The organism is Mesorhizobium sp. M1E.F.Ca.ET.045.02.1.1 (genome assembly GCF_003952485.1).
Classification (GTDB): domain Bacteria; phylum Pseudomonadota; class Alphaproteobacteria; order Rhizobiales; family Rhizobiaceae; genus Mesorhizobium.
In genome coordinates this window covers 5074890-5096650 of the sequence record NZ_CP034447.1, presented here as the reverse complement: position 1 = coordinate 5096650, position 21761 = coordinate 5074890, and the positions used below count along the sequence as shown (strand labels likewise).

The following is a 21761-nucleotide window of genomic DNA, read 5'->3' as shown; positions in this document are numbered from 1 at the left end:
GTTCAGCCGGGAGGCGACTTATCCTCCATCAGCGCCATCAGCCGGTCGAGCGGCCCTGCGACCGCGTGGATCGTCCGGGTCGAGACCTTGGTGTAGAGCGCTGTCGTTTCGAGCTTGCTGTGCCCGAGCAGCACCTGGATGACGCGGATGTCGACATCCTGCTCGAGCAGGTGGGTGGCGAAGCTGTGCCGCAGCGTATGCGGGCTGACGCGCTTGCGGATGCCGGCGACTTCGGCGGCTTCCTGAACCGCGCGATGGAGTTGCCGCGACGAGATCGGATCGGTGCAACTGCGCCCCGGGAACAGCCAGCCATGCGGAAGCATCACCCCGCGACGCCTGCCTTCGCGCCACCACAGCCGCAGCAGTTCCAAGAGTTGCGGCGAGAGCATGGCGTTGCGATCCTTGCGCCCTTTACCCTGTTCGACGCGGATCAACATGCGTGTAGAGTCGATATCATCGACCTTGAGGTGCGCGACCTCCGACACGCGCAGGCCCGCGCCATAGGCGACACCGAGCGCGGCCTTGTATTTGATGCCAGGTGCTGCTTCGAGCAGCCGCGCCGCTTCCTCCACGCTCAGCACGTCCGGCAGCTTGCGTGGATGGCGCATGATCACCAGCACACGTGCCAGATCCCGCCGCTTCAGCGTCACCAGGAACAGGAACCGCAACGCCGAGACCGCGCCGTTGATGGTCGCAGGCCCGATGCCGCTCTCATGCTGATACAACTGGAAGCGACGGATGTCCTCGGGCGTCGCAGTATCGGGAGAGCGTCGGAGGAAGGCTGCGAAGCGCCGGACGTGACGAACGTAGTCCTGCTGGGTATGGCGGCCCAAGCCCCGCATGAGCATGTCTTGCTGCATGCGCTGGCGAAGTGGCGTGATCGGTGCATCGGTCGACAGAGTATCCATGGCAAGTTCCTATCGTTGAAGGAACTCCATGGTCAGATCGCAGCTTCTACCTGCTCAAGACCAATGCCTGTCGCGCCATCTCAGAACGAGGCGCCCCTCCCGCGAAGCGGGTTCGTGCATGTGGCGCAAGGCTGCCATTCGCGCGCCCTGGAACATGTCGGCCTTAGGGCGAAGGCGACCTTTGCCGACGGATCCAATTAAACGCCGTGCAACGATCGCAACCCGGAAGGCTGACTGAAAGCAAGGCATAGTCGGCTCTGTCTTTCGGGCGATGAGCATCTGCGCCAGAGGTACACTTCCCCGGCCGAAAGCCGACGACACTCTTGAAGGGCGAAAACCGCGCCCGAAAAACCTTCCCGAGACACTCAAGGTTACAACTTTGCGTCTGGGAGAGTCACAACTTTGGGTGTGGAATTTCTTCCTAAAAAATCATCCAATGATTTCAATGGCTTCCAGAGGAGCAGAGCCACAACTTTGAGTGTGGGATCACTAGACGCAACGACATTATCGGCCCGATCGCAAGATCGGGCCGATTTGCTTAGACGACCAGCGAGCCCCATCATGCTCGACCACATCACCATCGAAGTGAGCCACCTCGATAAGAGCAAGCTCTTCTACGAAAAGGCTTTTGCGCCCTTGGGGTATCGTCTCTCCTTCGGCAAGGAAGGCGTGTTCTGGGCTTTCGATGTCGGCAATGGCTGCCTGTTCGAGATCCAGCGCACCGGCGAGAAGCCGCCGCTCACTCATCTGCATGTCGCCTTCCGGCTGAAGAGCAAGGCAGAGGTCAATGCTTTCCATCGGGCAGCGCTCGAGGCGGGTGCCGCGGACAATGGCGCGCCCGGCCCGCGCCCGAACTATGCGGAAAATTACTACGCCTGCTTCGTGCTCGACCCCGATGGGTACAACATCGAGGCGATGATCAGCGAGGCGTAGCGCGCGCCCTCTCCTTCTCCCCTTGTGGGGTGAGAAGCGGTCCGCGTAGCGGGCGAAAAGCCAACTGCTTGGCTTTTCGAGCTTCGAACGCACGGAGCCTGCGACGGGCCGGGTGGTGGATTGGCGCGCAGCGCCAAGACGGATGAGGGGTGTTGGACGGAGTGAGACTGCGGCGATTTCGAGCATATCGCCAAGCTGGAGCACCCCTCATCCGGCCGCTTCGCGGCCACCTTCCCCCACAAGGGGCTAGCGTGCGCACACATTTGCTTCGTGCTGTGGTCAAGCGTGAAGAGGCGCCGTCGGAAAATGGCTTGAAGCGGTTGAATTGTATGTGATTCTGTAGCCGCCATTGTTGATTCTGGAGGTTTTGACGATGGCTTCGTTGCTTGGCTACTTCGGCGACCTGCGCCTGCAAAAAAGGGGAGCATGGTTCTGGAGCGCATGTTTGCGCGTGTCAGCACGGGCATGCGCCGGCTGGCCGACACGCGCGCCGAGAAGGTCGCATTCACACGCCTGTTTCGCAATCGCCACGTGAGCACGCAAGAGATCATCCGCACGGCGGCGGCGCGAACCGCCGAACTGGCCGCCGGCCGCCACGTGCTGATCATCGAGGACAGCAGCGAGATCAACTATGAAGCCAAGGCTTCGCGCAAGCGCGGCCTCGGTCGTGTCGGCAATGGCACCGATATCGGGCTGTTCGTGCATCCGGCGTTGGCCGTGGATGCCGTGGACGGCTCGGTCCTTGGCCTTGCAGGCGCCACGATCTGGCGGCGCGAGGCAGAGAAGGCGGATGACTACCAGGCGCTGCCGATCGAAGCCAAGGAAAGCCACAAGTGGATCGGCACCGCCAAGGCGGCATGCCAGGCGCTGACCGACGCGCCGCAGATGACGGTGATCGGCGACCGCGAGGCCGACATCTACGAAGTGTTTGCAAGGCTGCCCGACGAGCGCACCCATGTGCTCATCCGCGCTGTACGGGATCGGGCCTTGGGCACGCGGGGCGAGCGCCTGTTCGGCGCGATCGCCAAGACGCCGGAAGCCGGCCGCATTGCCTTCGAACTGCAGGCCCGACCCGGCCGGCCGGCCCGCACCGTCGAACTGGCCGTTCGCTTCACCGCGGTGAGCTTGCGCCAGCCCCGCCTTGGCGCCGACAGCCGCGATCCGCGCGAACTCACGCTCAACATGGTGGAAGTGCGTGAGATCGATCCACCTTCGGCCAAGGACGCGGTGATCTGGCGGCTGTTGACCACCCACAGCGTCGAAACGCTCGCCGATGCCTGCCGCATCGTCGACCTGTATCGCTCGCGTTGGAGCGTCGAACAGCTGTTTCGGACCGTGAAGTCGCAGGCCATCGATCTGGAGGAAAGTCTCATCGCCGACGGCGATGCACTCGAACGTCTGGCCGCCACCGCTCTGGTCGTCGCCACCAAGGTCATGCAACTCGTACACGGGCGTGGTTCGCCGGGCCAGCGCTTCCAGGCCGCACACCTCTTCGATCCCACCGAGATCACCGTCCTGGAAGTGCTCATCGCCAAGCTCGAAGGCAAGACCCAAAAGCAGAAGAACCCGCACCCCATGCACACGCTCGCCTGGGCCGCCTGGTGTATCGCCAGGCTCGGAGGCTGGAACGGCTACGAAAAGGAACGCCCGCCAGGGCCCATCACCTTCAACCACGGCCTCAGACGCTTCAACGCCATCACAGACGGCTTCGTTCTGGCCTCGCAAAAATGAGCCCGAAGCAAATGTGTGCGCACGCTAGCCCACAAGGGGAGAAGGGAAGAAGCGGTTTCCGGCCGGTTCTCATGGAACTCCGGACCGAGAACGCAGTTCACTAGTGCGTGGAATCGCAGGAACTTCACATTCACCGCACCCGCGAGGAGCCGGAAGCGAATGAACGCGGTGCCGCCGAAGGAAATGGACGTCGTCCTGCAGCAACTGCCGCTGAGGATCGGCGCCTATGTGCCCGACGATCTGCTGGAGGACTGGTTCGCGCCGGGAACGGGCATGCGGCCCGTCAGCAAGGCAGCGCTTGCTGCCGCTGCCAGCTACGGACGACGGTTCGAATGCGAATTCAAATACTATCCCGAGAGGATGGAAGGCGTGTTCTGGAAATGGGTTCCAGCGATCTGATTTGGACATGTCTGCGGAGCAAGAGGAGGTTCGCGAGGCAACCGCCTTGGAGCTTGAGCGTCAATCGGAATCCGATCCTTCGAGACTGCGGATCGAATTGGACGGAGATCGCCTTACTGCAAACGGCAACATCGACCTGCTGGCACTCGCCAGGCTTTCGTCGGCGCCGTGGCGGGCGCGCCTTAAAGTATGTCTCCCGAAAGTGGGAACCAGTTTCGGGACATATGCGTCAAACCAGAAACCTAAAGCGCATGGAGCAAATCTGAAAAATCGCGACGGGCTTTAGAGGCGACGCGCGAGGAGCATCGATGAAGGTAGCTGTGTTCGGTGGGACCGGATTCCTCGGCCGCAGTATCGTCGAGCGGCTGCTGGACAAGGGCTTTGAAGTGCGGGCAGTGTCCCGCCAAGCGCGGCGGGTAACCGGCTCGGAAGCGAAAGCGCCCGAACAGGTCAAAGCGGATATTCTGGACAGATCATCGATCGGCCCGGCAATTGCCGGATCAGACGCGGTGGTGAACGCGGTCAGCCTCTATGTCGAGCATGGCGGCTTGACGTTCGAAAGGATGCACGTGACGGCGGCAGCCGATTTGGCGAGCGCCGCGCGGCAAGCCGGGGTCGAACGGCTCGTCCATATCTCGGGGATAGGCGCAGATCCGCGATCCACATCAAGGTATATCAAGGCACGCGGGCGCGGGGAGGACGCGGTCAGGAACTCGTTTCCCGACACGATTGTCTTGCGCTCGGCCGTCATGATCGGACCGGACGACGCTTTTCTCACGACGCTTGTTCGGCTGGTCCGGCTGCTGCCCGTCTATCCGCTGTTCGGCCAGGGAGCTACGCGGCTTCAGCCCGTCTATGTCGGCGACGTCGCCGAAGCGGTGAGCCGCTTGCTCGCCGATCCTAGCCAGGATGTGTCTACGTTCGAGGTCGGCGGTCCTCGCATTTTGCGTTACCGGGAGCTGGTTCGCGAAATCGCCCGAAGGTTCGGCGCTCATCCGATCCTGGTGCCTATGCCGTTCATCGCCTGGAGCGCCCTGGCGGGAGTGGCGGAATTTCTCCCGACGCCGCCTTTCACGCGCAACCAGGTCGATCTCATGCGCCAGGACAACGTGACGACAGGCGGCATGCCGGGGCTGCCGGAACTCGGCATCGAGCCACGGGACATCGAGCAGGTCATCCGCATGATCGAAGGAAGCGGCATCAAAACAAGGACGTAAAGCGCGTCGCCTGAATCCGTTTCGTCGCGACGCGCTTCAACGCCACCGCTACGCGCGGAACTCTTCTGCCGTCGGCCTGGGAAATGTCGGCTCCTCCGGCGGAATCTCAGGTGGCACGTCCGGCGGGATATCTGGAGGTCCCCTTCCCGGTCCCGGGATGGGATCGGGTGAAGGCGGAGGAACGCCTGGTGGTTCTCCGGGCGGGTTTTCCGGCGGAGCAGGAGGCCGGGAAGGCTCAGGATTGGGATCGCCCGGCATCGGTTCGGGATTGTTCGGATTGTTCATTGCGGGCTCCCGAGTGATGCGGCCGGCGCTGCCTGACCGCAAAAGGCCTTCGCCACTCAGGCGGAATGTTCGTACGTGCCCACGAGTTCCGCCGCCTCAATGGCGTGGCGCCGGGCCTCCTTCCAGATTTCCTTGACTCCGGTCTGGCCTGGAATGCCGAGGCTCGGCACATCAAGAGCCGCCAGCCGGAAATGATAGTGGTGAACTCCGTGCCCGACCGGCGGGGCCGGGCCATCGTAGGAGGCGTTGCCGAAGTCGTTCTTCCCCTGCTGGAGCGCTTCGGTTCCCGGCTTCCCGTCTTCCCCTTCGGCAAGTTGCTCGACGTCGGGCGAAATGTTGAACACCGCCCAGTGGCCGAACGTCCCGCGTGGTGCATCGGGGTCGTCCACGACGAGAACCAGACTCCTGGTCCCGTCAGGGATCCCAGACCATTTCAGAGGCGGGGAGATATTTTCACCATCGCGGGCAAAACGCTCGGGGATGGGATCGCCGTCGGCGAACGCCGGACTTGTCAGTGTCAGTGGCATGTTGGTCCCTTCCGCTTTTGATGCCGCAAGGCCCACGCCCCGCGACGACCCACGGACCGGCTTCGATCGCAGCCAAGGTCCTCTTCCGGCTGGACAACACGTGCGGTTCGGTCATTCGCCTGATTTTCGGAGAGCGTCTGCCTAGCCGCACGACGTCCCTGGCCGATCATCCAACGAATGCCGCGCCGGATCGTTCCGCAGCGCCAGCGAGTGGCGGCATGTGTTCGTCCTGTCGAACATCGCCGCCAGGGGCGCGTTGCCGCTCATGCGTTGATGCACGTCAAAGCCAAGCTATCCATGATGCGTACTATGGCCGCCTTCATAATTAATTTTGGAGGCGATGATGGACAAGGAGATCAAAACCAAGATCCAGACGCTCTTGGATCAGCATCGGGTCATGACCGTTGCAACGCTGAGGCCGGACGGTTGGCCGCAGGCCACGACGGTCGGCTACGTCAACGAAGGCCTCACCCTCTACTTCCTCTGCGGTCTGGACAGCCAGAAGGCGGCGAACATCGCGCGGGACGATCGCGTGTCCCTGACCATCGACCACGACGCGCCGCAAGTGATGGAGATTACCGGACTTTCCATGGCGGCGCGCGCGCAGCCGGTCACCGACAAGGCCGAGGCCGAGAAGGTTCTGCGGATGCTGCCGATGAAATATCCGCCGCAAACCTCGCTCCCGGGCCCGATGCCGACGCCGGACGAGGTGCGCATCTTCCGCGTGGTGCCTTCGGTGATTTCCGTGCTCGATTACTCGAAAGGCTTTGGCCACACGGATCTTGTCACCGTCTGAGCGGCACCCAACGTTCGCCCCTCAATCCTTGAACGTGATCCCGTATTTCGCGGCCTTTTCCTTCGGCATGTCGGCGAGCGCCTGGCGGACCGTGTAGCCGCCATAGACGTCGCCGCCGTTGCGGATCATCCAGTCCTCGACGTCCACCTCGGCCACCGTCATGCGGTCGCCCATCTTGTACTGGTTGCCGTTGACCGGCTTGTCGGCAAGCAGGCCGACGAAGTGGCCGCCGCTGTAACCCACAAGCTGCAGCCAGATATGCTCGGTGGCGCCGTTCTGGGTCAGCGGGAATTTCACCGTGTAGGTGCCCGGTGTGCCGGCCGCCATCAGCGCATGGAAGCGCGGCAGCGTCGAATGGCCCTTGGCCTTGGCGTTCTGCATCGCTTTGTCGCCGGTATAGTAGGCGACGACGTTTTCCTTCACCGGACGCGGCGCCGTCGGCGAGGCGCCGGGCGCGGCCTCAGGGATGGCGATCGGCTTGTTGCTGTGGCCGGGCGTGTTGAAGAACCCGTAGCCGACAGCGGCTGCGAAAACGATTGCCACGACTGGACTGCGCATCGACCCCTCCAAAACCCGATCACGGATACGTTACCGGAAGGCGGTTGCCGCACCGCCAAGGGACAGGGTGAGCGGGTGGTTAGCGAAATGCTGAAATTGCCGCCGATGCGCCGGCCAAATAAAACGGCAAATCGCTTGATCCAGGTCAACGCATCGCGGCTCTTCCTGCAGTCTCCTTGGCTGTTTATTCAAGGAGACTGGATGTGCCCACCGAGACCCTGATCGTCCTCGCCGTCGTCCTGGCCTATTTCGCGATCTTCATGGGCGTGCTGGCCTACGCGACATACGCAGAATCGCGGCCGCGACCGCGTGCACAGAGGTTCGAAAGCGGATCAATCCGCGTCGGCGACCATCTGCCCGCCGTCCAGCCAGTTGCGCCACTGCCGCTCGTCGCCGTGAAAGACGTTGAGGTCGATGCGGCCGCTCACTCCGCGTGACAGGCCGGAGCCGGAATACTGCCAGAACAGCCACTTGCGGCCGGGATAGACCTTTGACGGGTGCGCGGCGACCGCGCGCAGCCAGAACGGATAATCCGGGAAGGCGCCGCGCAGATTGTCGCGATAGAAATCAGGGCTGGTATAGATGATGGGCCGCTGGCCGTAATAGCGCTCCAGCTTGTCCATGAACACCTGCATCTTCTCCAGCACCGTTTCACGCGAAGGCCTGCGCCTGCAGGAGGACTCACCGTTCCACTCGACGTCGATGACGGGCGGCAGCGCGCCTTCGGCCCTCGGCACGTTGCGGATGAACCAGTCGGCCTGCTCGCCGGCGGTGCGGCACCAGTAGAAGAAATGATAGGCGCCGCGCTTCAGCCCGGCGGCGTCGGCATTGCGCCAGTTCTTCATGAACATCGGATCGAGATGGTCGCCGCCGTCGGTCGCCTTGATGTAGGCGAAGTTGGCGCCCTGCGCGCGAAGCTTCTGCCAATTGATGTTGCCCTGCCAGCGCGAGACGTCGACGCCGTGAACGGCGAGATGACGAGGCGAGGAGCGGCCGAAATTGATCGGCTTGGCATCGCGGAAAGCATAGCGGGTGACCGGGCTCGCCAGCATGGCGGGTGCCGCGCGCGACAGCCGCTTCGGCGGCGAGACGAGCGCCGCCTCCTGGACCGGCGGCTCGACGCTGTCCGGCAGGTCCTGCGCGGGAAACGCCACCGTCTCTTCCTCGGCCAGGCCGAAGGGACGCGAAGTCTCGCCGTCAGGACGCGAAGTCTCGTCGTCGGTTCGCGCATTGTCCGCCTCAAGCACCGGCGCCGGCGGCCTCATACGCGCGGCGCCGGACATCGACATGGTCTCGACGGTTGTCTCGGTTTCAGCCGTCCTGATGGCCTTGGTCACAGGGGCGCTGGGTCTGACAACCGAACTCGTCGTCTCGCTGGACGGTATCTGCAAGGCATCGACGCCCGCCGTCGAGGAACAGCCGGCAAGGCCAAGCGATGCGAGCACGAAACTGACGACGCCAAAAATCCGCATCTTGACCTGTACGCAAAACAAAACAGACCGAGGGCAGGAACAGCGCCGCCGGAAGCCCCATTCCTAATGAGAAATTACCAACAAAGTTTGAATCAAAATTTACTTTTGGTCCGGCCGGGCGATTCGCGGCCGGCGTCGGACGCGGTTCTCGGCTAGCGCCTGAACACGCCGATCATCGGTCCGAGATTCCAGAAATCGTCGTTGCGGCCTATTGCCGGCGCATAGAGGCTCGATATCGAGCCGTCGAGGAACAGCGCGTTCGCGCAGCCGAGCTTGTCGCGGAACAGCCGGGCGAATTCATGGAAGGTCACGACGTCATCCGAGATTGCGAAGACGGCGACGCCGTCGGCGCGCACGCCGACGCCGTCGCGGATTTTTCGCGAGGGGCTGTCGGCCTGGAATTTCGGATGCAGCTTGCCGTCGATGACCAGCATCGGCCCGGACTGGGTTGCGTAATCCACCCGCGGCGGACGCTTCAGATAATCCTTCGTCGCGCGAACGCCGGCCTTGTTGCCGCTGAGATAGAAGATGCCGTTCGGCTGCATCGAGAAATTGCCGGTGCCCGATCCGATCTTCGCCGAGGTGATCTGCTGCCCTCGCTCGACGTAGAGCCCAACCGGCGCGAGATCGGGATGATACATGCCGGCATTGATGCCGAAGAGCATGGTGCGCCCCGCAGCCTGTTGGGCGCTTCGAAGATTGTGCAGCGACTGGTAGAGCTTGCCGCCCGGGTCCCTCCAGAACAATTCGATCGAATAATGCTTCGGATCGGCCTCGCAGACGAGATAGCTGGCTGTTTCGAAGGTCAGGTTGCGGCAAGGCGGCAACGCCGCCAGCCATTGGCCAAGACCCATGCCCGCGCCGACTGCGGCCGGCAGCGCCGCTTTCACCAGCGTAGCCAGCAAGGGCACCGATTGCAGCAGCGTCGCAAGATCCATCAGCACACCCGAAGCGAAGGTTCAGGTGCCGGTATAGCGGATTCGGTGAACGGCTCTAACAGGCTGTTGAAGAAGTCCACTTTCGGGCGGTGAAGTCGGCTTCGTCGCCGTTGTGAAAGCAGATTTGGCCCATGATGGAGCCGTCTGGTTGGATTTCGGCCCAGCCGTCGCCTTGGGCTTCGTCCATTTCATCGTTGCCTTGCCAGGAGAAGGCGACATGATTTCCATCCGCTCCGCCGAAGATCTGCCCGGTGACGCAGCCGAAGGCGAATTCGCCGGAGCCGCTGGCCGCGAACTCGATGTAAGCGGGCTCCATCATGTCGCGATAGTCCTCGACATAGTCGGGCATCGCGACGATCCGCCAACGGCCGGCGAGGCTCATGGCTGTACCGCCAGCAGCTTGGGCAAGCGGACCAGATTGTAGGCCGCCAGGTTCAGGGTGAAGGCCGCGCCCACACGGGCGCATCCTCGCAGCTTGACCTTGGCCATGCCGGCCGATGACTTGATCCAGCCGAACACCTCTTCGATCCGCTTGCGGCAGCGCTGGCTGGCTTCATAGCCCGGATGGCGCTTCGTGCGGCCATCGATGGCCGTTACGCGAGGCTTGCCGGTTTTGCTCAGATGGCCGTCGACGGCGATGTGCGGCGTGACGTTGTGCTCGCGCAGATCCTTGACGAACTGGCGTACGTCATAGGCCTTGTCGGCCCCAAGCGTGATGCGCCGCCGCGATGGCCGGCGTTTCAACATGGCAAGCGCAGCCTCGCGCTCGGCTTTGCCCGTGGCCTGGGTGACGCCGCCATCCACGACCAGCCCGTGGCGGTTCTCCATCAGCGCATGGCCCATGTAGCACAGCTTCGCTGGCTGACCGTCGCCCTTCTTGTAAAGCCGCGCCTGCGGATCGCTCGTGCTCTGGTGGGTATCGTTGGAGCGCTTCTCCTTGTGGAAGCCGCGCTCGGCGTTGCGGCCAGCGCCATCCGGATCGTTGTCGCCGCCGTCCTTGCGGCGGAAGCTCTTGATCGAGGCCCAGGCTTCGATCATCGTCCCATCCACCGAGAAGTGATCCGACGACAACAGCCGCTTCACCCTTGGCTGCGCCAGCACCGCGCGCAGAAACTTTGCCGCGATCTCACCTTCCAACAGCCGATCCCGGTTCTTGGTGAAGCTCGAATGATCCCAGGCCGGCTCGTCAACGCCGAGCCCCACGAACCAGCGGAACAGAAGATCGAACTCCATCCGCTCCATCAACTGACGTTCCGAGCGAATGCCGTAGAAGGCCTGCAACAGCATCGCACGCAGCAAACGCTCCGGCGCGATCGAGGGCCGGCCGAGCCCGGGCGGATAAAGCACCGCAAAATCGCTGTCCATCCCTACGAGAGCCGCGTTCACGATCTCCCGTATCACCCGAAGCGGATGATCCCGCCGAACCCGCGCCTCGAGGTCGACATAGGAAAACAGCGAGCCCGACCGTTCGTCCAATCCGCGCATTCACCGTCCCCAAATCGTTCGGGGAGCAGTGAATCACGCTCCAAACAACCGCGCCAGTACTTCTTCAACAGCCTGCTAAGTCAACCAGCCGACGGCGACGCCGATCAGCAGCACGACGCCGAGCAGGCCGCGATAGATGACAAAGGGCCAGGCGGAAAAGCGCTCGAGCACGCGCATCAGCCCCCATATGGCGAAGAAGGCCGAGATCGAGGCGACGACGAGGCCGACGGCCAGGACCGACCAGCCATAGGCGCCGAGGTGGATCTTGTGCAGTTCCCAAAGCTCCTTGAGCCCGGCGAGCGCGATCGCCGGCAGACCGAGCAGGAAAGAGAGGCGCGCCGCCTCCGGGCGGGCGAAACCCAAACCCAGCGCGGCTGTCAGCGTCGATCCCGAACGCGAAACGCCGGGGATCAAGGCACCGACCTGGGCGACGCCGACAAGCAGCGCGTCGAGTATCGAAGCCTGGTTGAGCGTGAGCATGTGCTTGGCATAGATCTCGGAAAGCGCGAGCAGGATCGCCATGACGATGCAGGCCCCGCCGATGACGCTCAGGCTCCGCAGCGGCGAATTGCAGGCGTTGAGAACGCCTGAAAGCGCAAGGCCGGCGATGACGATCGGAATGGTCGCCAGCACGATGCTGATCGCCAGGCGGAAATACCGGTCGCCGAAATCGCGGCGGACGATCGCCGACAGCGAACCCAGCGTGACATCCCGGACATCGCTCCAGAAATAGCTGACGACCGCGGCCAATGCCGCAAGCTGCATGGCGGCCGAGAAGGCAGAGCCGGGATCCTGCCAGCCGAGCACGGCGGGCACGACGCGCATATGCGCCGTCGACGAGATCGGCAGCAATTCGGTGATGCCTTGAACGATGCCGAGAAACGCCACTTTGGCATAACCCAGGCCGACAAAGCCGGTATCCAGTCCCTGCGTGCAGACGTCGGTCATCCCGATCCTTTCCCCAGAACAAAGTGAATCGTCATTGGCAAAGCCCCTCAAGGACAGCCTTAACCGCGCGATACCAGGAATCCAACTCACGGATTTGTAAGGTGCCGCTAATCCTGCTTGACAATGGGCCCTTCCATATTATCATTCGCTAATCTTACGCTGTAAGGTAAATCGGAGGAGGACTACCATGTCGACCGCCGCCCTCTGGGAACTGCAGGCCGTCGTGCCACCGGAAACCCACATTCCCGAAATTTCGATCGAGGAGGTCTCGCGCGATCTGAGCCGTGCCATCGAGCGCGCCGAGGTCAATGCCTGGCTCGACCTCTACGACGCTGCGCCCGCCGATTTCGCCGCGCGGCATGGCCTGGCGATTGCCCGCGACGGCGACCTCGTCTGGACCACTTGCGCGACGATCCCGTTCATCCATTTCAACTGCGTCAAGAACATCGGCGTCGACGGTCCCGCCTCGGAGGAACAGGTCGACGCGCTGCTCGCGCACTACCGCGCCGCCGGCATCTTGCGGCCGTGGTTCTATACGAACCCGCATACCGAGCCGTCGCGGCTGAGATGCTGGCTGGAAGCCCGCGGGCTGCAGCATCAGAGCGGCTGGGAACGCATCTTTCGCGATGCGACGCCGCCGGCGGCCGAACCGCTCTTCCCAACCGACGATGTATCGGTCGAAGAGGTCACCGCCGAAACGGCTCCGCAATGGGCCTCCTTCATCGACGGCAAGTACAGGCTGCCCACCTCTCCTTGGCTCGTTGCACTGGTCGGCCGCAAAGGCTGGCATCACTACATGCTGAAACGTGATGGCGCGGTGGCTGCTGTGCGCTCACTGTTCATCTCAGACGGCGCCGCCTGGAGCGGCATCGACGCGCCGGTGCCGGGCATCATGGCGCCGAGCTTCGACCTCGACGCCATGCTTGGCGAAAGGCTGGTCCGCGACGGCATCGCCGCCGGCGCGAAACTGTTCGTCGCAGACATCGAGGCGCCGCGCCCCGACCGCGACGGTCCGGCCTACCGCAACTACGCCCGGCTCGGTTTCAGGATCGCCTATTTCCGCAGCCATTACAGCTATTTGCCGGCAAATTCGAGCTGACACGGGTTATGGCCAAGCCAACCAACCTAGCGGTGCAGCCACTGCTTTATGCAGCTTCTCGCCACCACGTGCGCCGGCGGCAAGGCCGGCTGGTCGATGCGGGAATCGTCGGCCGCCCGGTCGCGAGCCTTTTCCAGGAGCAGGCGAAGCTCGGCCGGACGCACCCGGTCGCGTTCCATCACGAGCTGGATCATCGGGTCGTTCAAAAGCTCGTCCAGGGTATTGATGCTCTCGCTCATCCGTCGCCTCCTCGATGCCTCCCGCATGGCGCTTAGATAAGCAGCCAAAGATGGCCCGCCAATGACGCTTTGCCGGCTATCTCGTGAATCGAAGATGAAATTTTTGTGCAGTTTTCCCCTTCTCCCCTTGTGGGAGAAGGTGTCGCCGAAGGCGACGGATGAGGGGTACTGGACGGAGTGAGGGGATGGAGGTTCAGGCGCGATAATCGCCCGTGCCCCATTCCTTCCAACACCCCTCATCCGTCTCGGCGCTGCGCGCCGATCCACCTTCTCCCACAAGGGGGAGAAGGTTAGACTGGCGGCGCGCCCTCAAATTGCGGCAACCCATCATCGAGCTGCACCCAGGGCTGTTTGGAAGTCGTCCAGAAATGCATGTCGGGCTTGAACACGGACGGATCGTCGAGCGAACCGGAGGTGACGCCGAGGATGCCCCGTGAATCGCGCCGCGAAAACATCGTCGTGCCGCAGGCTGCGCAAAAACCGCGCTTGAGGTCCGGCGATGAATTGACCGTCGTCAAAGGCCCTTCGACGGTCACGTCGTCGATGCGGAACAGAAGGCGCGCGTTGAAGGCCGCGCCGATCGCCTTCTGGCAGATCCGGCAATGGCAGACGCGCTCGTTGATCGGTTCAGCCTCGGCGCGGTAGCGCACCGCTCCGCATAAGCATCCGCCCTGGTATTTCGTCATGGCAACACCTGCTTCGTGGAAATCCAAGCGTGGTAGTAGCGGCCGGCATCGCAGCGTCAATTGAAAAGCATTGATGGAATACGATCGGTTGCCGTGATGCGGTGACGCTGCTGCGGTAGAGACCCAAGCGACAAGAATCAGTGGCGGCGCGCCTGAACGAGATAGGCATCGATGGTGGTCTCGCCGAGCCATTTGGCGGCTTCGAGCCGGTGTAGTCCCTCGACCAGCACATGGCGCTTGCCGTCGTGACGCACCTGGATCGGCGTCTTCATGCCGTTCTCGAGAATGTCTTCGGCGAGACGGCGCACGGTCTCGGGATGCAGCGTCTTGCGCCGCGCCGCGGGCACGTAGATGTCGTCGACCTTGACCTTTTGCACGTACAGCATGTCGGCTCCCGGCGTTGAAACATCGCCTGAGAATGAAATAGTCCGTCTGCCGGATATCGCCAAGCGTAAGCGCTCGCTGGCCCGATCGTTTCCATTTGACGCTTGGCCAGCCAATGGTCTCAATGGCAGCGTCTTGGCTTCAGGTGTTCTTTGACGCGATTGCCCGCTGAATTCCCCGATTTCGGGCTGACGCCCGAGCAGCGCCGCGAGGCTGTGCGCGGCCATTATTACGAATGGCCGGGAATGGATGGCCGCCGCGGCGAGATCTGGTGCTACAGCGACCGTTTCTCCTATCGCCCCGGTGAAACGGTGGCGCTGCATGTCAGCTCAACGGCGCCGCGATTCAGCATCGTTGTCGTCCGCGATGGGAGAACCGAGACGAAGGTCTTCGAGGAAGTGGGCCTGTCGGCGCGATGGCAGGACACGCCGGACCAATGCTCGGTTGAAGGCTGCGGCTGGGAAGCGTCGTTCGAATTTCGTATCGGCGAGGATTGGCCGTCGGGGGCCTATCGCGTCACGCTCTCGGCCGACGGCGGTGATGGTGAGCCGATCCTTAGCCACCATCTGTTCATCGTCGCGCCCCTGCCCGGCCGCAGGCCCAGTCGCCTGCTGCAGGTCGCCGCGACCGGCACCTGGACGGCCTACAACACCTGGGGCGGCTCCAATCATTATCAGGGCATCACCGGCCCGAACCGCGATCAATACGCAACTATGGTGTCGACACAGCGCCCCTGGTGCCGCGGCTTCGTGGTGCTGCCCAAGGAGGCGCCGCGCGTGCCGATCGAGGTTGCGATACCGCCGAAGACCGTGCCGCGCTATCCGCATATGGAATGGGCCTTCGCCACCGGCCATTCGAAGAAATACGCCTCTTCCGGCTGGGCGAGCTATGACAGCCATTTCTTCCGCTTCGCCGAGCGCGCCGGCTATGCAATCGATCTTGCCAGCCAGCACGAATTGCATTTCTCGCCCGAAATCCTCGATGGCTACGACTGCGTCGTCTTCAGCGGCCATGACGAATACTGGACCTGGGAGATGCGCGACGCCGTCGACCAATATGTCGAGCGCGGCGGACACGCGGCCCGCTTCGCTGGCAACTTCATGTGGCAGACCAGGCTGGAGGACGAGGGCCGCCGCCAGGTCTGCTACAAATACCGCGCCCGCGCCGAGGACCCCGCCTATCGCGGCGACGTGACGCGCGCCACCAACTCCTGGGAGGCGCCGGAGATCGGCCGCCCAGGCAGCGCCACCTTCGGCCTCAACGCGACGCGAGGTGTCTATGCCGGCTGGGGCGGCTGCGCGCCGCGCGGCGTGCGCGGCTTTCCCGTCTATCGGCCGGAGCATTGGGCGTTTGCCGGCACCGGCATCTATTATGGAGACCTGCTCGGCGCCGACAGCCATGTCTATGGCTATGAGGTCGACGGGCTCGACTTCGAAATCCGCGGCGGCCTGCCCTACCCGACGGCGACCAGCGGCGCGCCGGATGGCCTGCAGGTGCTGGCCGTCGGCATGGCGAGCCAGGTCGAGGAAAGCGCCGACATCCCGATCGAGGATCAGTTCCTTACCGACGAGGACGGGCGCTTCACCGCCGAGACGCTTTTCGGCGAGGCGAGCGATGCCAATCTCGACAAGGTCAAGCGCGGCAACGGCATGATTGTCAACTTCCCCCGCGGCAAGGGCGAAGTCTTCCATGCCGGAAGCTGCGAATGGGTCGCCGGCCTGCTAAGGCAGGACGCGATGGTCGAACGCGTGACCAAAAATGTTCTCGACCGCTATCTCGGAAAGACCTGACATGCCGAAACTGGAAGTGCAGCCCTCTCCGCAAGCCGAAGCGCGGCCGACGTCGCATCTGTTCTATCTCTCCAGCCTGCGCCGGCCGCTGGTCGACCGCGCCGAGGGCATCTATTTCTGGACCAAGGACGGTCGCCGCTTCATCGACGGCTCGAGCGGGCCGATGGTCGCCAATATCGGCCACTCCAACCGCAACGTGCTCGAAGCCATGAAGCGGCAGATGGACAAGACCACTTTCGCCTACCGGCTGCATTTCGAGAACGAGCCGGCGGAAGAACTCGCGCGGAAGCTCGCCAGCAAGCTACCGGCCGGCATGGACCGTATCTTCTTCGTCTCCGGCGGCTCCGAGGCGACCGAATCCTGCATAAAGCTTGCCCGGCAATGGGCGGTCGCCACCGGCCGGCCGAAGCGCTGGAAGGTGATCGCCCGCTTCCCCTCCTATCACGGCGGTACGCTCGGCTCCCTTGCTGTCACCGGCGATGACGCGCTGGCCGAAAGCTTCACCCCGATGATGCGGGTGATGCCGGCTATCCCCGCACCGACCGCCTGGCGCGACCGTGACAACCTTTCCATGGAACAGCGCGGCATCCGCTACGCCGACATGCTCGAGGAGAAGATCCTCGCCGAAGGGCCGGAAAGCGTTTTAGCCTTCATCATGGAGCCGATCGGCGGCGCAGCCACGGCAGCCCTTGTAGCGCCCGACAGCTACTATCCGCGCATCCGTGAAATCTGCGACCGCTACGGCATTCTTCTCATTCATGACGAAGTGATGTGCGGCTCCGGCCGCACCGGCAAATTCCTGGGCGGTGACCACTGGAACTGCAAGCCGGACATCGTCGCGCTGTCAAAGGGGCTGGGCTCGGGCTATGCGCCGCTCGGCGCGCTGGCGGCTCCGATGCGCCTGGTCGAGCCGCTGCTGGCTGCCGGCGGCTTCCAGCATGGCCACACCTATGCGGGTAATCCGCTGGCCTGCGCGGCAGGGCTTGCGGTGCTCGGCGAAATGGACCGCCTCGATCTGATCGCCAACGCTGCCGCCATGGGCGACGTGCTGATCGGCGAATTGAAGGAATTGCAAAAGCGCTTCCCCTTCATGGCCGACGTGCGTGGCAAGGGCTTGCTCCTCGGTGTGGAAATGGTCGCCGATCCGGAGACGCTGAGGCCCATCGATCCCGCCCGCAAGGCGACGCAGCGCCTGCTCGACCTCGCCTATGCGCGCGGCCTGATCATCTATGGCCGCAGGGTCAAGGGCGGCGTCGACGGCGACAATTTCATGGTGGCGCCGCCGATGATCATCACGCGCGAGCAGATCGGCGAGATGATCGCCATCATCGGCGACTCGCTTGCGGCGCTCGCCACCGAACTCGACCTGCCGGTGGAAGGCTGAGGGACGACAATGGCGCCCAGGAAAGTCATCATCACCTGCGCCGTCACCGGATCGGTGCACACGCCGTCGATGTCGCCGCATCTGCCGGTGACGCCAGACCAGATCGCGACCGACGCCATCGCCGCGGCCGAAGCCGGCGCCTCGATCCTGCACCTGCACGCCCGCGACCCGAAGGACGGCAGGCCGACGGCCGATCCGGACGTGTTCATGCAGTTCCTGCCGCGCATCAAGCAGGCGACCGATGCGGTGATCAACATCACCACCGGCGGCTCCTCGCTGATGACGCTCGACCAGCGGCTGGCGGCGCCGCTCCGGGCGCAGCCCGAAATGTGCTCGCTCAATATGGGCTCGATGAATTTCGGTCTTTTCCCGATGCTCGACCGGCCGCGCGAATGGCAACACGAGTGGGAGCCGAAGCTGCTCGAGGCCACCCGCGACACGATCTTCAAGAACACCTTCGCCGACATGGAGTCGATCCTGGACAAGCTCGGCAAAGGCTGCGGCACGCGCTTCGAGTTCGAATGCTACGATGTCGGTCACCTCTATTCGCTGGCGCATTTGCGTGATCGTGGCCTGGTGTCGGGGCCGCTGTTCCTCCAGTTCGTGCTCGGCATTCTGGGCGGCATCGGCGCCGATCCCGACAATCTCGTCCATATGAAGCGCATCGCCGACAAACTGTTCGGCGACAGCTATCAGTTCTCGGTGCTCGCCGCCGGCCGCCAGCAGATGCCGCTGATCTCGATCGCCGCCGCCATGGGCGGCAATGTCCGCGTCGGGCTCGAGGACAGCCTCTATGACGGGCGGCAGTTGGCGAAATCGAATGCCGACCAGGTGCGCCGTATCCGCGGCATTCTCGATGGGCTGTCGCTGGAGGTCGCCACACCTTCGGAAGCGCGCGAGATGCTGGCTCTGAAGGGCGGCGACCGGGTAGCGTTTTGAGACAAAGTCAATCTCAGATGCTTGCGTTCATTCGCACCCCCCTCTGGCCTGCCGGCCATCTCCCCCGCAAGGGGGGAGATCGGATGTCGCATAGGCTTTCGCTAATCTCGGACTTTGCAAGATGGGCGGCAAGGTCGACGCTGCCAATCTCCCCCCTTGCGGGGGAGATGTCCGGCAGGACAGAGGGGGGTGCCTTGGCGCCCTGCCTATCGTGAGCAAAGCAATCACCCTCCGCCCCGGCCGCGCCGACGACGCCGAAACAATCCACGCCGCGCTGCTCAAGCTCGGCACCCACATCGGCGCGCATCAGGAGATCACCTCGACGCCGGACGATCTCCGCCGCTACGGCTTCGGCAAGAATCCCGCCTTCTCGACCTTGATCGCCGAGGTCGGCGGCGAATTCGCCGGCCTTTGCCTGCATTTTCCGATTTTCTCCACCTGGATGGGCCGTCCGGGCGTCTATGTGCAGGACCTCTATGTCGAGGACCGTTTTCGCGGCCTGCGGATCGGTGAAAAACTGCTGCGGCGCGTGGCCAGGGAATGCCGCGCGGCGGGCGGCGTTTATTTGAGGCTCTCCGTCGACACGGACAACGAGACCGCCAAGGCTTTCTATGAAAAGCTCGGCATCGGCTGGTCGAGCTACGAGCAGGTGCAAAAGATCGTCGGCGAAGCCTTCCTCAGCTTTTCCGACGCGCCGGAGGAAGAACGATGAAAGCCTTCTACGCCGAAGAACAGAAGCACCACGATCCGAAAGCCTTCCTCTCCAGCGGCGCGCCGCAGCCCAACCCTGAAAAGCCGGAACGGGTCGAGAGACTGTTAGCCGGCGCAAGATCGGCCGGCCTGACGATCGAGAGGCCGAGGGAGCATGGCCTCGGCCCGATCGCGGCGGTGCACACGCCCGAATATCTCGACTTCCTCGAGCACATCTTCGCGCGCTGGCAGCGCATCGAGGGCGCTTCGGCCGAAGTCATCCCGAACATCCACCCGATCGCCCGCGGCGGCTCCTATCCGGCCTCGGCGGTCGGTCAGGCCGGCTATCACATGGCCGACACCGCATGCCCGATCTCGGCCGAGACCTGGAACAGCGCGCTCTGGAGCGCCTGGAGCGCGGTGGAGGCCGCCGAAGCCGTGATGGCCGGCGCGCATTCGGCCTATGCGCTCTGCCGCCCGCCGGGCCATCATGCCTTCGCCGATGTCGCCGGCGGCTTCTGCTTCATCAACAATTCGGCGGTCGCAGCGCAGGTGCTGCGCAAGAACGCTGCGTGCGTCGCCATCCTCGATGTCGACCTGCATCACGGCAACGGCACGCAAGGCATTTTCTATGCGAGGTCCGACGTGCTGACGGTCTCGCTGCATGCCGACCCCGTACGCTTCTATCCCTTCTTCTGGGGCCATGCCGACGAACGCGGCGAAGGCGCAGGTCTCGGCTACAATCTCAACCTGCCGCTGCCGCGCAAATCCGGCGACGCGGCATTTCTCGAAGCGCTGGGAACAGCCTTCCGGCGCATCCGCGCCTTCGCGCCGGAAGCGCTGGTGGTGGCACTCGGTCTCGACGCATTCGAGGGCGATCCGTTCGGCGGCCTGTCGGTGACGACGCCCGGCTTCTCGCGCATCGGCGAGGCGATTGCCGGGCTCGGCCTGCCGACGGTCATCGTCCAGGAGGGCGGCTATCTCTGCGAAGCGCTCGGCGACAACCTCACTGCGTTCCTGACCGGCTTCGGCGGCAAGAAGGGTTAGCTCAAGAGCGTTGCTGCCTTAGCATCGCGATCACACGGTGCACGCTTTCCAGCGTCTCATCGATCTCCGTCGCCGTGTTGTAATGCGCAATGCCGATGCGCACGACGCCCTGTTCCGGCGGAATGCCGAGCTGGTGGACGATCTCCCACGCATAATTGTGGCCGGACCACAGGAAGATGCTTTCGGCGTTCATCTGCCGCACGATCGTCTCCGGCGCGATGCCTTCGACCGTGAAGGAGACCGTCGGCACGCGTTCGGCGAAACGCTCCGGGTCGGTGATGCCGCGAATGGCCAAACCGTCGATCTCCGACAGTCCCTCGATCAGCTGCCGGGCCAGCGCATTTTCATAGGCGATCGACACTTCGAAGGCCTTGGCGATCCGTTGCCGCCGCGAACCGCCCTCGCCGGCGGCAGCACCCAGATCGGCGAAATAATCGACGGCAGCGGTGAGGCCTGCCATCAGCTCGATCTGCGGCGTGCCGAGCTCGAACCGCTCCGGCAGGCCGTTCGACGAGCACCTGCATTTGTACGGCTTGAGCGCGTCGATGACGTCGCGGCGGCCCCACAATATGCCCATATGCGGCCCGAAGAACTTGTAGGCCGAGCAGATCAGGAAATCGCAGCCGAGCTCCTGCACATCGATCAGCCCGTGCGGCGCGAACTGCACGGCATCGACACAGACCAGCGCGCCGGCCGTTTTGGCAATCGCCGTCAGCGCCTTCACGCGGTTGATCGAGCCGGTGAGGTTCGAGGCATAGTTCAGCGCCACGAGCCGCGTCTTTTCCGATAGCAGCGCCTGCAGCGCCGCCTCCTCGATCTGCCAGCTCTTCTCGTCGAAAGGCAGGAAGCGCACGACCAAACCGAGATCCTCGGCAAGCTGCAGCCAGGGCGAGACATTGCCCTCATGGTCCATGCGGGTGAGGATGATCTCGTCGCCGGGCTTCATCGCCCGGCCGAGCGTGCGCGACATATGATAGGTCAGCGTCGTCATGTTGGCGCCGATGATGATCTCCTCGACGCTTGCCGCGCCTAGGAAATCGGCCATCGCCGCATGCGCATCGTCGACCACGGCCTGCGCCGCAATCGTCGTCTCGAAGAAGCCGCCGAGATTGGCGTTGGTCGTCAGCAGGCAGCGTGACACCGCGTCGGCCACCGCCTGCGGCACCTGCGTGCCGGCGGGATTGTCGAGATAGATGCGGCGGCGGCCTTTGTCGGTCAGCGAAAGCGCCGGAAATTTCCCGCGCACGGCCTCGATCGGAAAGCCTGCCATCGTCTCCATCCCTTTTCTTTTCTCGTTGATTTCCCG

At 63.6% G+C, this 21761-nt stretch carries 23 protein-coding genes; 11 read left to right on the top strand and 12 right to left on the bottom strand.

Annotation, left to right across the window (positions count from 1 at the left end):
* Positions 1–2: 2 nt before the first annotated feature.
* A complete protein-coding gene (locus tag EJ070_RS24570; protein WP_126093663.1) occupies positions 3–908 on the bottom strand; it encodes a site-specific integrase in 906 nt (301 codons plus the stop codon).
* 561 nt (positions 909–1469) lie between these two features.
* Between EJ070_RS24570 and EJ070_RS24565 the strand changes: the two genes are divergently transcribed.
* The 4 genes from EJ070_RS24565 (at position 1470) to EJ070_RS24550 (ending at position 5188) form a co-directional block, all read left to right on the top strand.
* Positions 1470–1841 (top strand): VOC family protein, encoded by a 372-nt coding sequence (locus tag EJ070_RS24565; protein WP_126093662.1) that lies wholly within the window; start codon positions 1470–1472, stop codon positions 1839–1841.
* A 426-nt stretch (positions 1842–2267) separates the two neighbouring features.
* On the top strand, positions 2268–3572 hold the full coding sequence (locus EJ070_RS24560) for an IS4 family transposase (RefSeq protein ID WP_126093661.1): 1305 nt from the start codon (positions 2268–2270) through the stop codon (positions 3570–3572).
* A gap of 168 nt (positions 3573–3740) precedes the next feature.
* The gene (locus EJ070_RS24555) at positions 3741–3971 is read left to right on the top strand and encodes a hypothetical protein (RefSeq protein WP_126089822.1); all 231 of its coding nucleotides are present in this window, start codon (positions 3741–3743) and stop codon (positions 3969–3971) included.
* 320 nt (positions 3972–4291) lie between these two features.
* Positions 4292–5188: a complex I NDUFA9 subunit family protein gene (locus tag EJ070_RS24550; protein WP_245464663.1), complete on the top strand. Its 897-nt coding sequence runs from the start codon at positions 4292–4294 to the stop codon at positions 5186–5188.
* Between the two features lie 341 nt (positions 5189–5529).
* Here the strand turns inward: EJ070_RS24550 and EJ070_RS24545 are convergent, their stop codons facing one another.
* Positions 5530–6000 (bottom strand): YbhB/YbcL family Raf kinase inhibitor-like protein, encoded by a 471-nt coding sequence (locus EJ070_RS24545; RefSeq protein ID WP_126093659.1) that lies wholly within the window; start codon positions 5998–6000, stop codon positions 5530–5532.
* A 343-nt stretch (positions 6001–6343) separates the two neighbouring features.
* Between EJ070_RS24545 and EJ070_RS24540 the strand changes: the two genes are divergently transcribed.
* Positions 6344–6796 carry a pyridoxamine 5'-phosphate oxidase family protein gene (locus EJ070_RS24540; protein ID WP_126093658.1) on the top strand — a complete coding sequence of 151 codons (453 nt, stop codon included), beginning with the start codon at positions 6344–6346 and terminating at the stop codon, positions 6794–6796.
* Between the two features lie 21 nt (positions 6797–6817).
* Here EJ070_RS24540 and EJ070_RS24535 read toward each other — a convergent pair whose 3' ends face one another.
* From EJ070_RS24535 to EJ070_RS24510, 6 genes are all read right to left on the bottom strand, one after another.
* Positions 6818–7354 (bottom strand): DUF2314 domain-containing protein, encoded by a 537-nt coding sequence (locus EJ070_RS24535; RefSeq protein ID WP_126093657.1) that lies wholly within the window; start codon positions 7352–7354, stop codon positions 6818–6820.
* 332 nt (positions 7355–7686) lie between these two features.
* Positions 7687–8826, bottom strand: coding sequence for a GH25 family lysozyme (locus tag EJ070_RS24530; RefSeq protein WP_126093656.1), 1140 nt, complete (start codon positions 8824–8826; stop codon positions 7687–7689).
* Positions 8827–8978: 152 nt separating this feature from the next.
* Positions 8979–9764 carry a phosphodiester glycosidase family protein gene (locus tag EJ070_RS24525; protein ID WP_126093655.1) on the bottom strand — a complete coding sequence of 262 codons (786 nt, stop codon included), beginning with the start codon at positions 9762–9764 and terminating at the stop codon, positions 8979–8981.
* Between the two features lie 55 nt (positions 9765–9819).
* Entirely contained in the window at positions 9820–10146 is a 327-nt protein-coding gene (locus EJ070_RS24520; RefSeq protein ID WP_126093654.1) for a hypothetical protein, read from the bottom strand.
* Positions 10143–11249, bottom strand: a complete 1107-nt coding sequence (locus tag EJ070_RS24515) for an IS5 family transposase (protein ID WP_126093653.1) — start codon at positions 11247–11249, stop codon at positions 10143–10145. Before EJ070_RS24515 ends, EJ070_RS24520 begins: the two co-directional genes overlap by 4 nt.
* Before the next feature lie 75 nt (positions 11250–11324).
* Entirely contained in the window at positions 11325–12197 is an 873-nt protein-coding gene (locus EJ070_RS24510) for an undecaprenyl-diphosphate phosphatase (RefSeq protein WP_126093652.1), read from the bottom strand.
* Between the two features lie 187 nt (positions 12198–12384).
* On the opposite strand from EJ070_RS24510, the gene EJ070_RS24505 reads away from it, so the two are divergent.
* Positions 12385–13296 (top strand): hypothetical protein, encoded by a 912-nt coding sequence (locus tag EJ070_RS24505; protein WP_126093651.1) that lies wholly within the window; start codon positions 12385–12387, stop codon positions 13294–13296.
* Between the two features lie 26 nt (positions 13297–13322).
* Here the strand turns inward: EJ070_RS24505 and EJ070_RS24500 are convergent, their stop codons facing one another.
* The 3 genes from EJ070_RS24500 to EJ070_RS24490 form a co-directional block, all read right to left on the bottom strand.
* Entirely contained in the window at positions 13323–13535 is a 213-nt protein-coding gene (locus EJ070_RS24500) for a hypothetical protein (RefSeq protein WP_126093650.1), read from the bottom strand.
* Between the two features lie 290 nt (positions 13536–13825).
* Entirely contained in the window at positions 13826–14221 is a 396-nt protein-coding gene (locus tag EJ070_RS24495; RefSeq protein WP_126093649.1) for a GFA family protein, read from the bottom strand.
* Positions 14222–14358: 137 nt separating this feature from the next.
* Positions 14359–14607, bottom strand: coding sequence for a ParB N-terminal domain-containing protein (locus EJ070_RS24490; RefSeq protein WP_126093648.1), 249 nt, complete (start codon positions 14605–14607; stop codon positions 14359–14361).
* 150 nt (positions 14608–14757) lie between these two features.
* Here EJ070_RS24490 and EJ070_RS24485 point away from each other — a divergent pair, with 150 nt between their 5' ends.
* From EJ070_RS24485 to EJ070_RS24460, 5 genes are all read left to right on the top strand, one after another.
* On the top strand, positions 14758–16395 hold the full coding sequence (locus tag EJ070_RS24485; protein ID WP_126093647.1) for a N,N-dimethylformamidase beta subunit family domain-containing protein: 1638 nt from the start codon (positions 14758–14760) through the stop codon (positions 16393–16395).
* Position 16396: 1 nt separating this feature from the next.
* Positions 16397–17779, top strand: coding sequence for an aspartate aminotransferase family protein (locus EJ070_RS24480; protein WP_126093646.1), 1383 nt, complete (start codon positions 16397–16399; stop codon positions 17777–17779).
* 9 nt (positions 17780–17788) lie between these two features.
* Positions 17789–18718 carry a 3-keto-5-aminohexanoate cleavage protein gene (locus EJ070_RS24475; protein WP_126093645.1) on the top strand — a complete coding sequence of 310 codons (930 nt, stop codon included), beginning with the start codon at positions 17789–17791 and terminating at the stop codon, positions 18716–18718.
* A gap of 211 nt (positions 18719–18929) precedes the next feature.
* Positions 18930–19430, top strand: coding sequence for a GNAT family N-acetyltransferase (locus EJ070_RS24465; protein WP_245464662.1), 501 nt, complete (start codon positions 18930–18932; stop codon positions 19428–19430).
* Positions 19427–20455, top strand: a complete 1029-nt coding sequence (locus EJ070_RS24460; protein ID WP_126093643.1) for a histone deacetylase family protein — start codon at positions 19427–19429, stop codon at positions 20453–20455. The genes EJ070_RS24465 and EJ070_RS24460 overlap by 4 nt, the downstream gene beginning before the upstream one ends.
* Position 20456: 1 nt before the next feature.
* Here EJ070_RS24460 and EJ070_RS24455 read toward each other — a convergent pair whose 3' ends face one another.
* A complete protein-coding gene (locus EJ070_RS24455; RefSeq protein ID WP_126093642.1) occupies positions 20457–21725 on the bottom strand; it encodes a cysteine desulfurase-like protein in 1269 nt (422 codons plus the stop codon).
* Between the last annotated feature and the right edge of the window lie 36 nt (positions 21726–21761).

What these genes read in the sequence shown, in the direction of transcription:
- EJ070_RS24475 (WP_126093645.1), top strand. Translation starts at nt 17,789, where the DNA reads ATGGCGCCCAGGAAAGTCATCATCACCTGCGCCGTCACCGGATCGGTG.
- EJ070_RS24520 (WP_126093654.1), bottom strand. Translation starts at nt 10,146, where the DNA reads ATGAGCCTCGCCGGCCGTTGGCGGATCGTCGCGATGCCCGACTATGTC.
- EJ070_RS24540 (WP_126093658.1), top strand. Translation starts at nt 6,344, where the DNA reads ATGGACAAGGAGATCAAAACCAAGATCCAGACGCTCTTGGATCAGCAT.
- EJ070_RS24510 (WP_126093652.1), bottom strand. Translation starts at nt 12,197, where the DNA reads ATGACCGACGTCTGCACGCAGGGACTGGATACCGGCTTTGTCGGCCTG.
- EJ070_RS24560 (WP_126093661.1), top strand. Translation starts at nt 2,268, where the DNA reads ATGGTTCTGGAGCGCATGTTTGCGCGTGTCAGCACGGGCATGCGCCGG.
- EJ070_RS24515 (WP_126093653.1), bottom strand. Translation starts at nt 11,249, where the DNA reads ATGCGCGGATTGGACGAACGGTCGGGCTCGCTGTTTTCCTATGTCGAC.
- EJ070_RS24545 (WP_126093659.1), bottom strand. Translation starts at nt 6,000, where the DNA reads ATGCCACTGACACTGACAAGTCCGGCGTTCGCCGACGGCGATCCCATC.
- EJ070_RS24525 (WP_126093655.1), bottom strand. Translation starts at nt 9,764, where the DNA reads ATGGATCTTGCGACGCTGCTGCAATCGGTGCCCTTGCTGGCTACGCTG.
- EJ070_RS24500 (WP_126093650.1), bottom strand. Translation starts at nt 13,535, where the DNA reads ATGAGCGAGAGCATCAATACCCTGGACGAGCTTTTGAACGACCCGATG.
- EJ070_RS24490 (WP_126093648.1), bottom strand. Translation starts at nt 14,607, where the DNA reads ATGCTGTACGTGCAAAAGGTCAAGGTCGACGACATCTACGTGCCCGCG.
- EJ070_RS24565 (WP_126093662.1), top strand. Translation starts at nt 1,470, where the DNA reads ATGCTCGACCACATCACCATCGAAGTGAGCCACCTCGATAAGAGCAAG.
- EJ070_RS24570 (WP_126093663.1), bottom strand. Translation starts at nt 908, where the DNA reads ATGGATACTCTGTCGACCGATGCACCGATCACGCCACTTCGCCAGCGC.
- EJ070_RS24505 (WP_126093651.1), top strand. Translation starts at nt 12,385, where the DNA reads ATGTCGACCGCCGCCCTCTGGGAACTGCAGGCCGTCGTGCCACCGGAA.
- EJ070_RS24495 (WP_126093649.1), bottom strand. Translation starts at nt 14,221, where the DNA reads ATGACGAAATACCAGGGCGGATGCTTATGCGGAGCGGTGCGCTACCGC.
- EJ070_RS24460 (WP_126093643.1), top strand. Translation starts at nt 19,427, where the DNA reads ATGAAAGCCTTCTACGCCGAAGAACAGAAGCACCACGATCCGAAAGCC.
- EJ070_RS24535 (WP_126093657.1), bottom strand. Translation starts at nt 7,354, where the DNA reads ATGCGCAGTCCAGTCGTGGCAATCGTTTTCGCAGCCGCTGTCGGCTAC.
- EJ070_RS24455 (WP_126093642.1), bottom strand. Translation starts at nt 21,725, where the DNA reads ATGGCAGGCTTTCCGATCGAGGCCGTGCGCGGGAAATTTCCGGCGCTT.
- EJ070_RS24530 (WP_126093656.1), bottom strand. Translation starts at nt 8,826, where the DNA reads ATGCGGATTTTTGGCGTCGTCAGTTTCGTGCTCGCATCGCTTGGCCTT.
- EJ070_RS24480 (WP_126093646.1), top strand. Translation starts at nt 16,397, where the DNA reads ATGCCGAAACTGGAAGTGCAGCCCTCTCCGCAAGCCGAAGCGCGGCCG.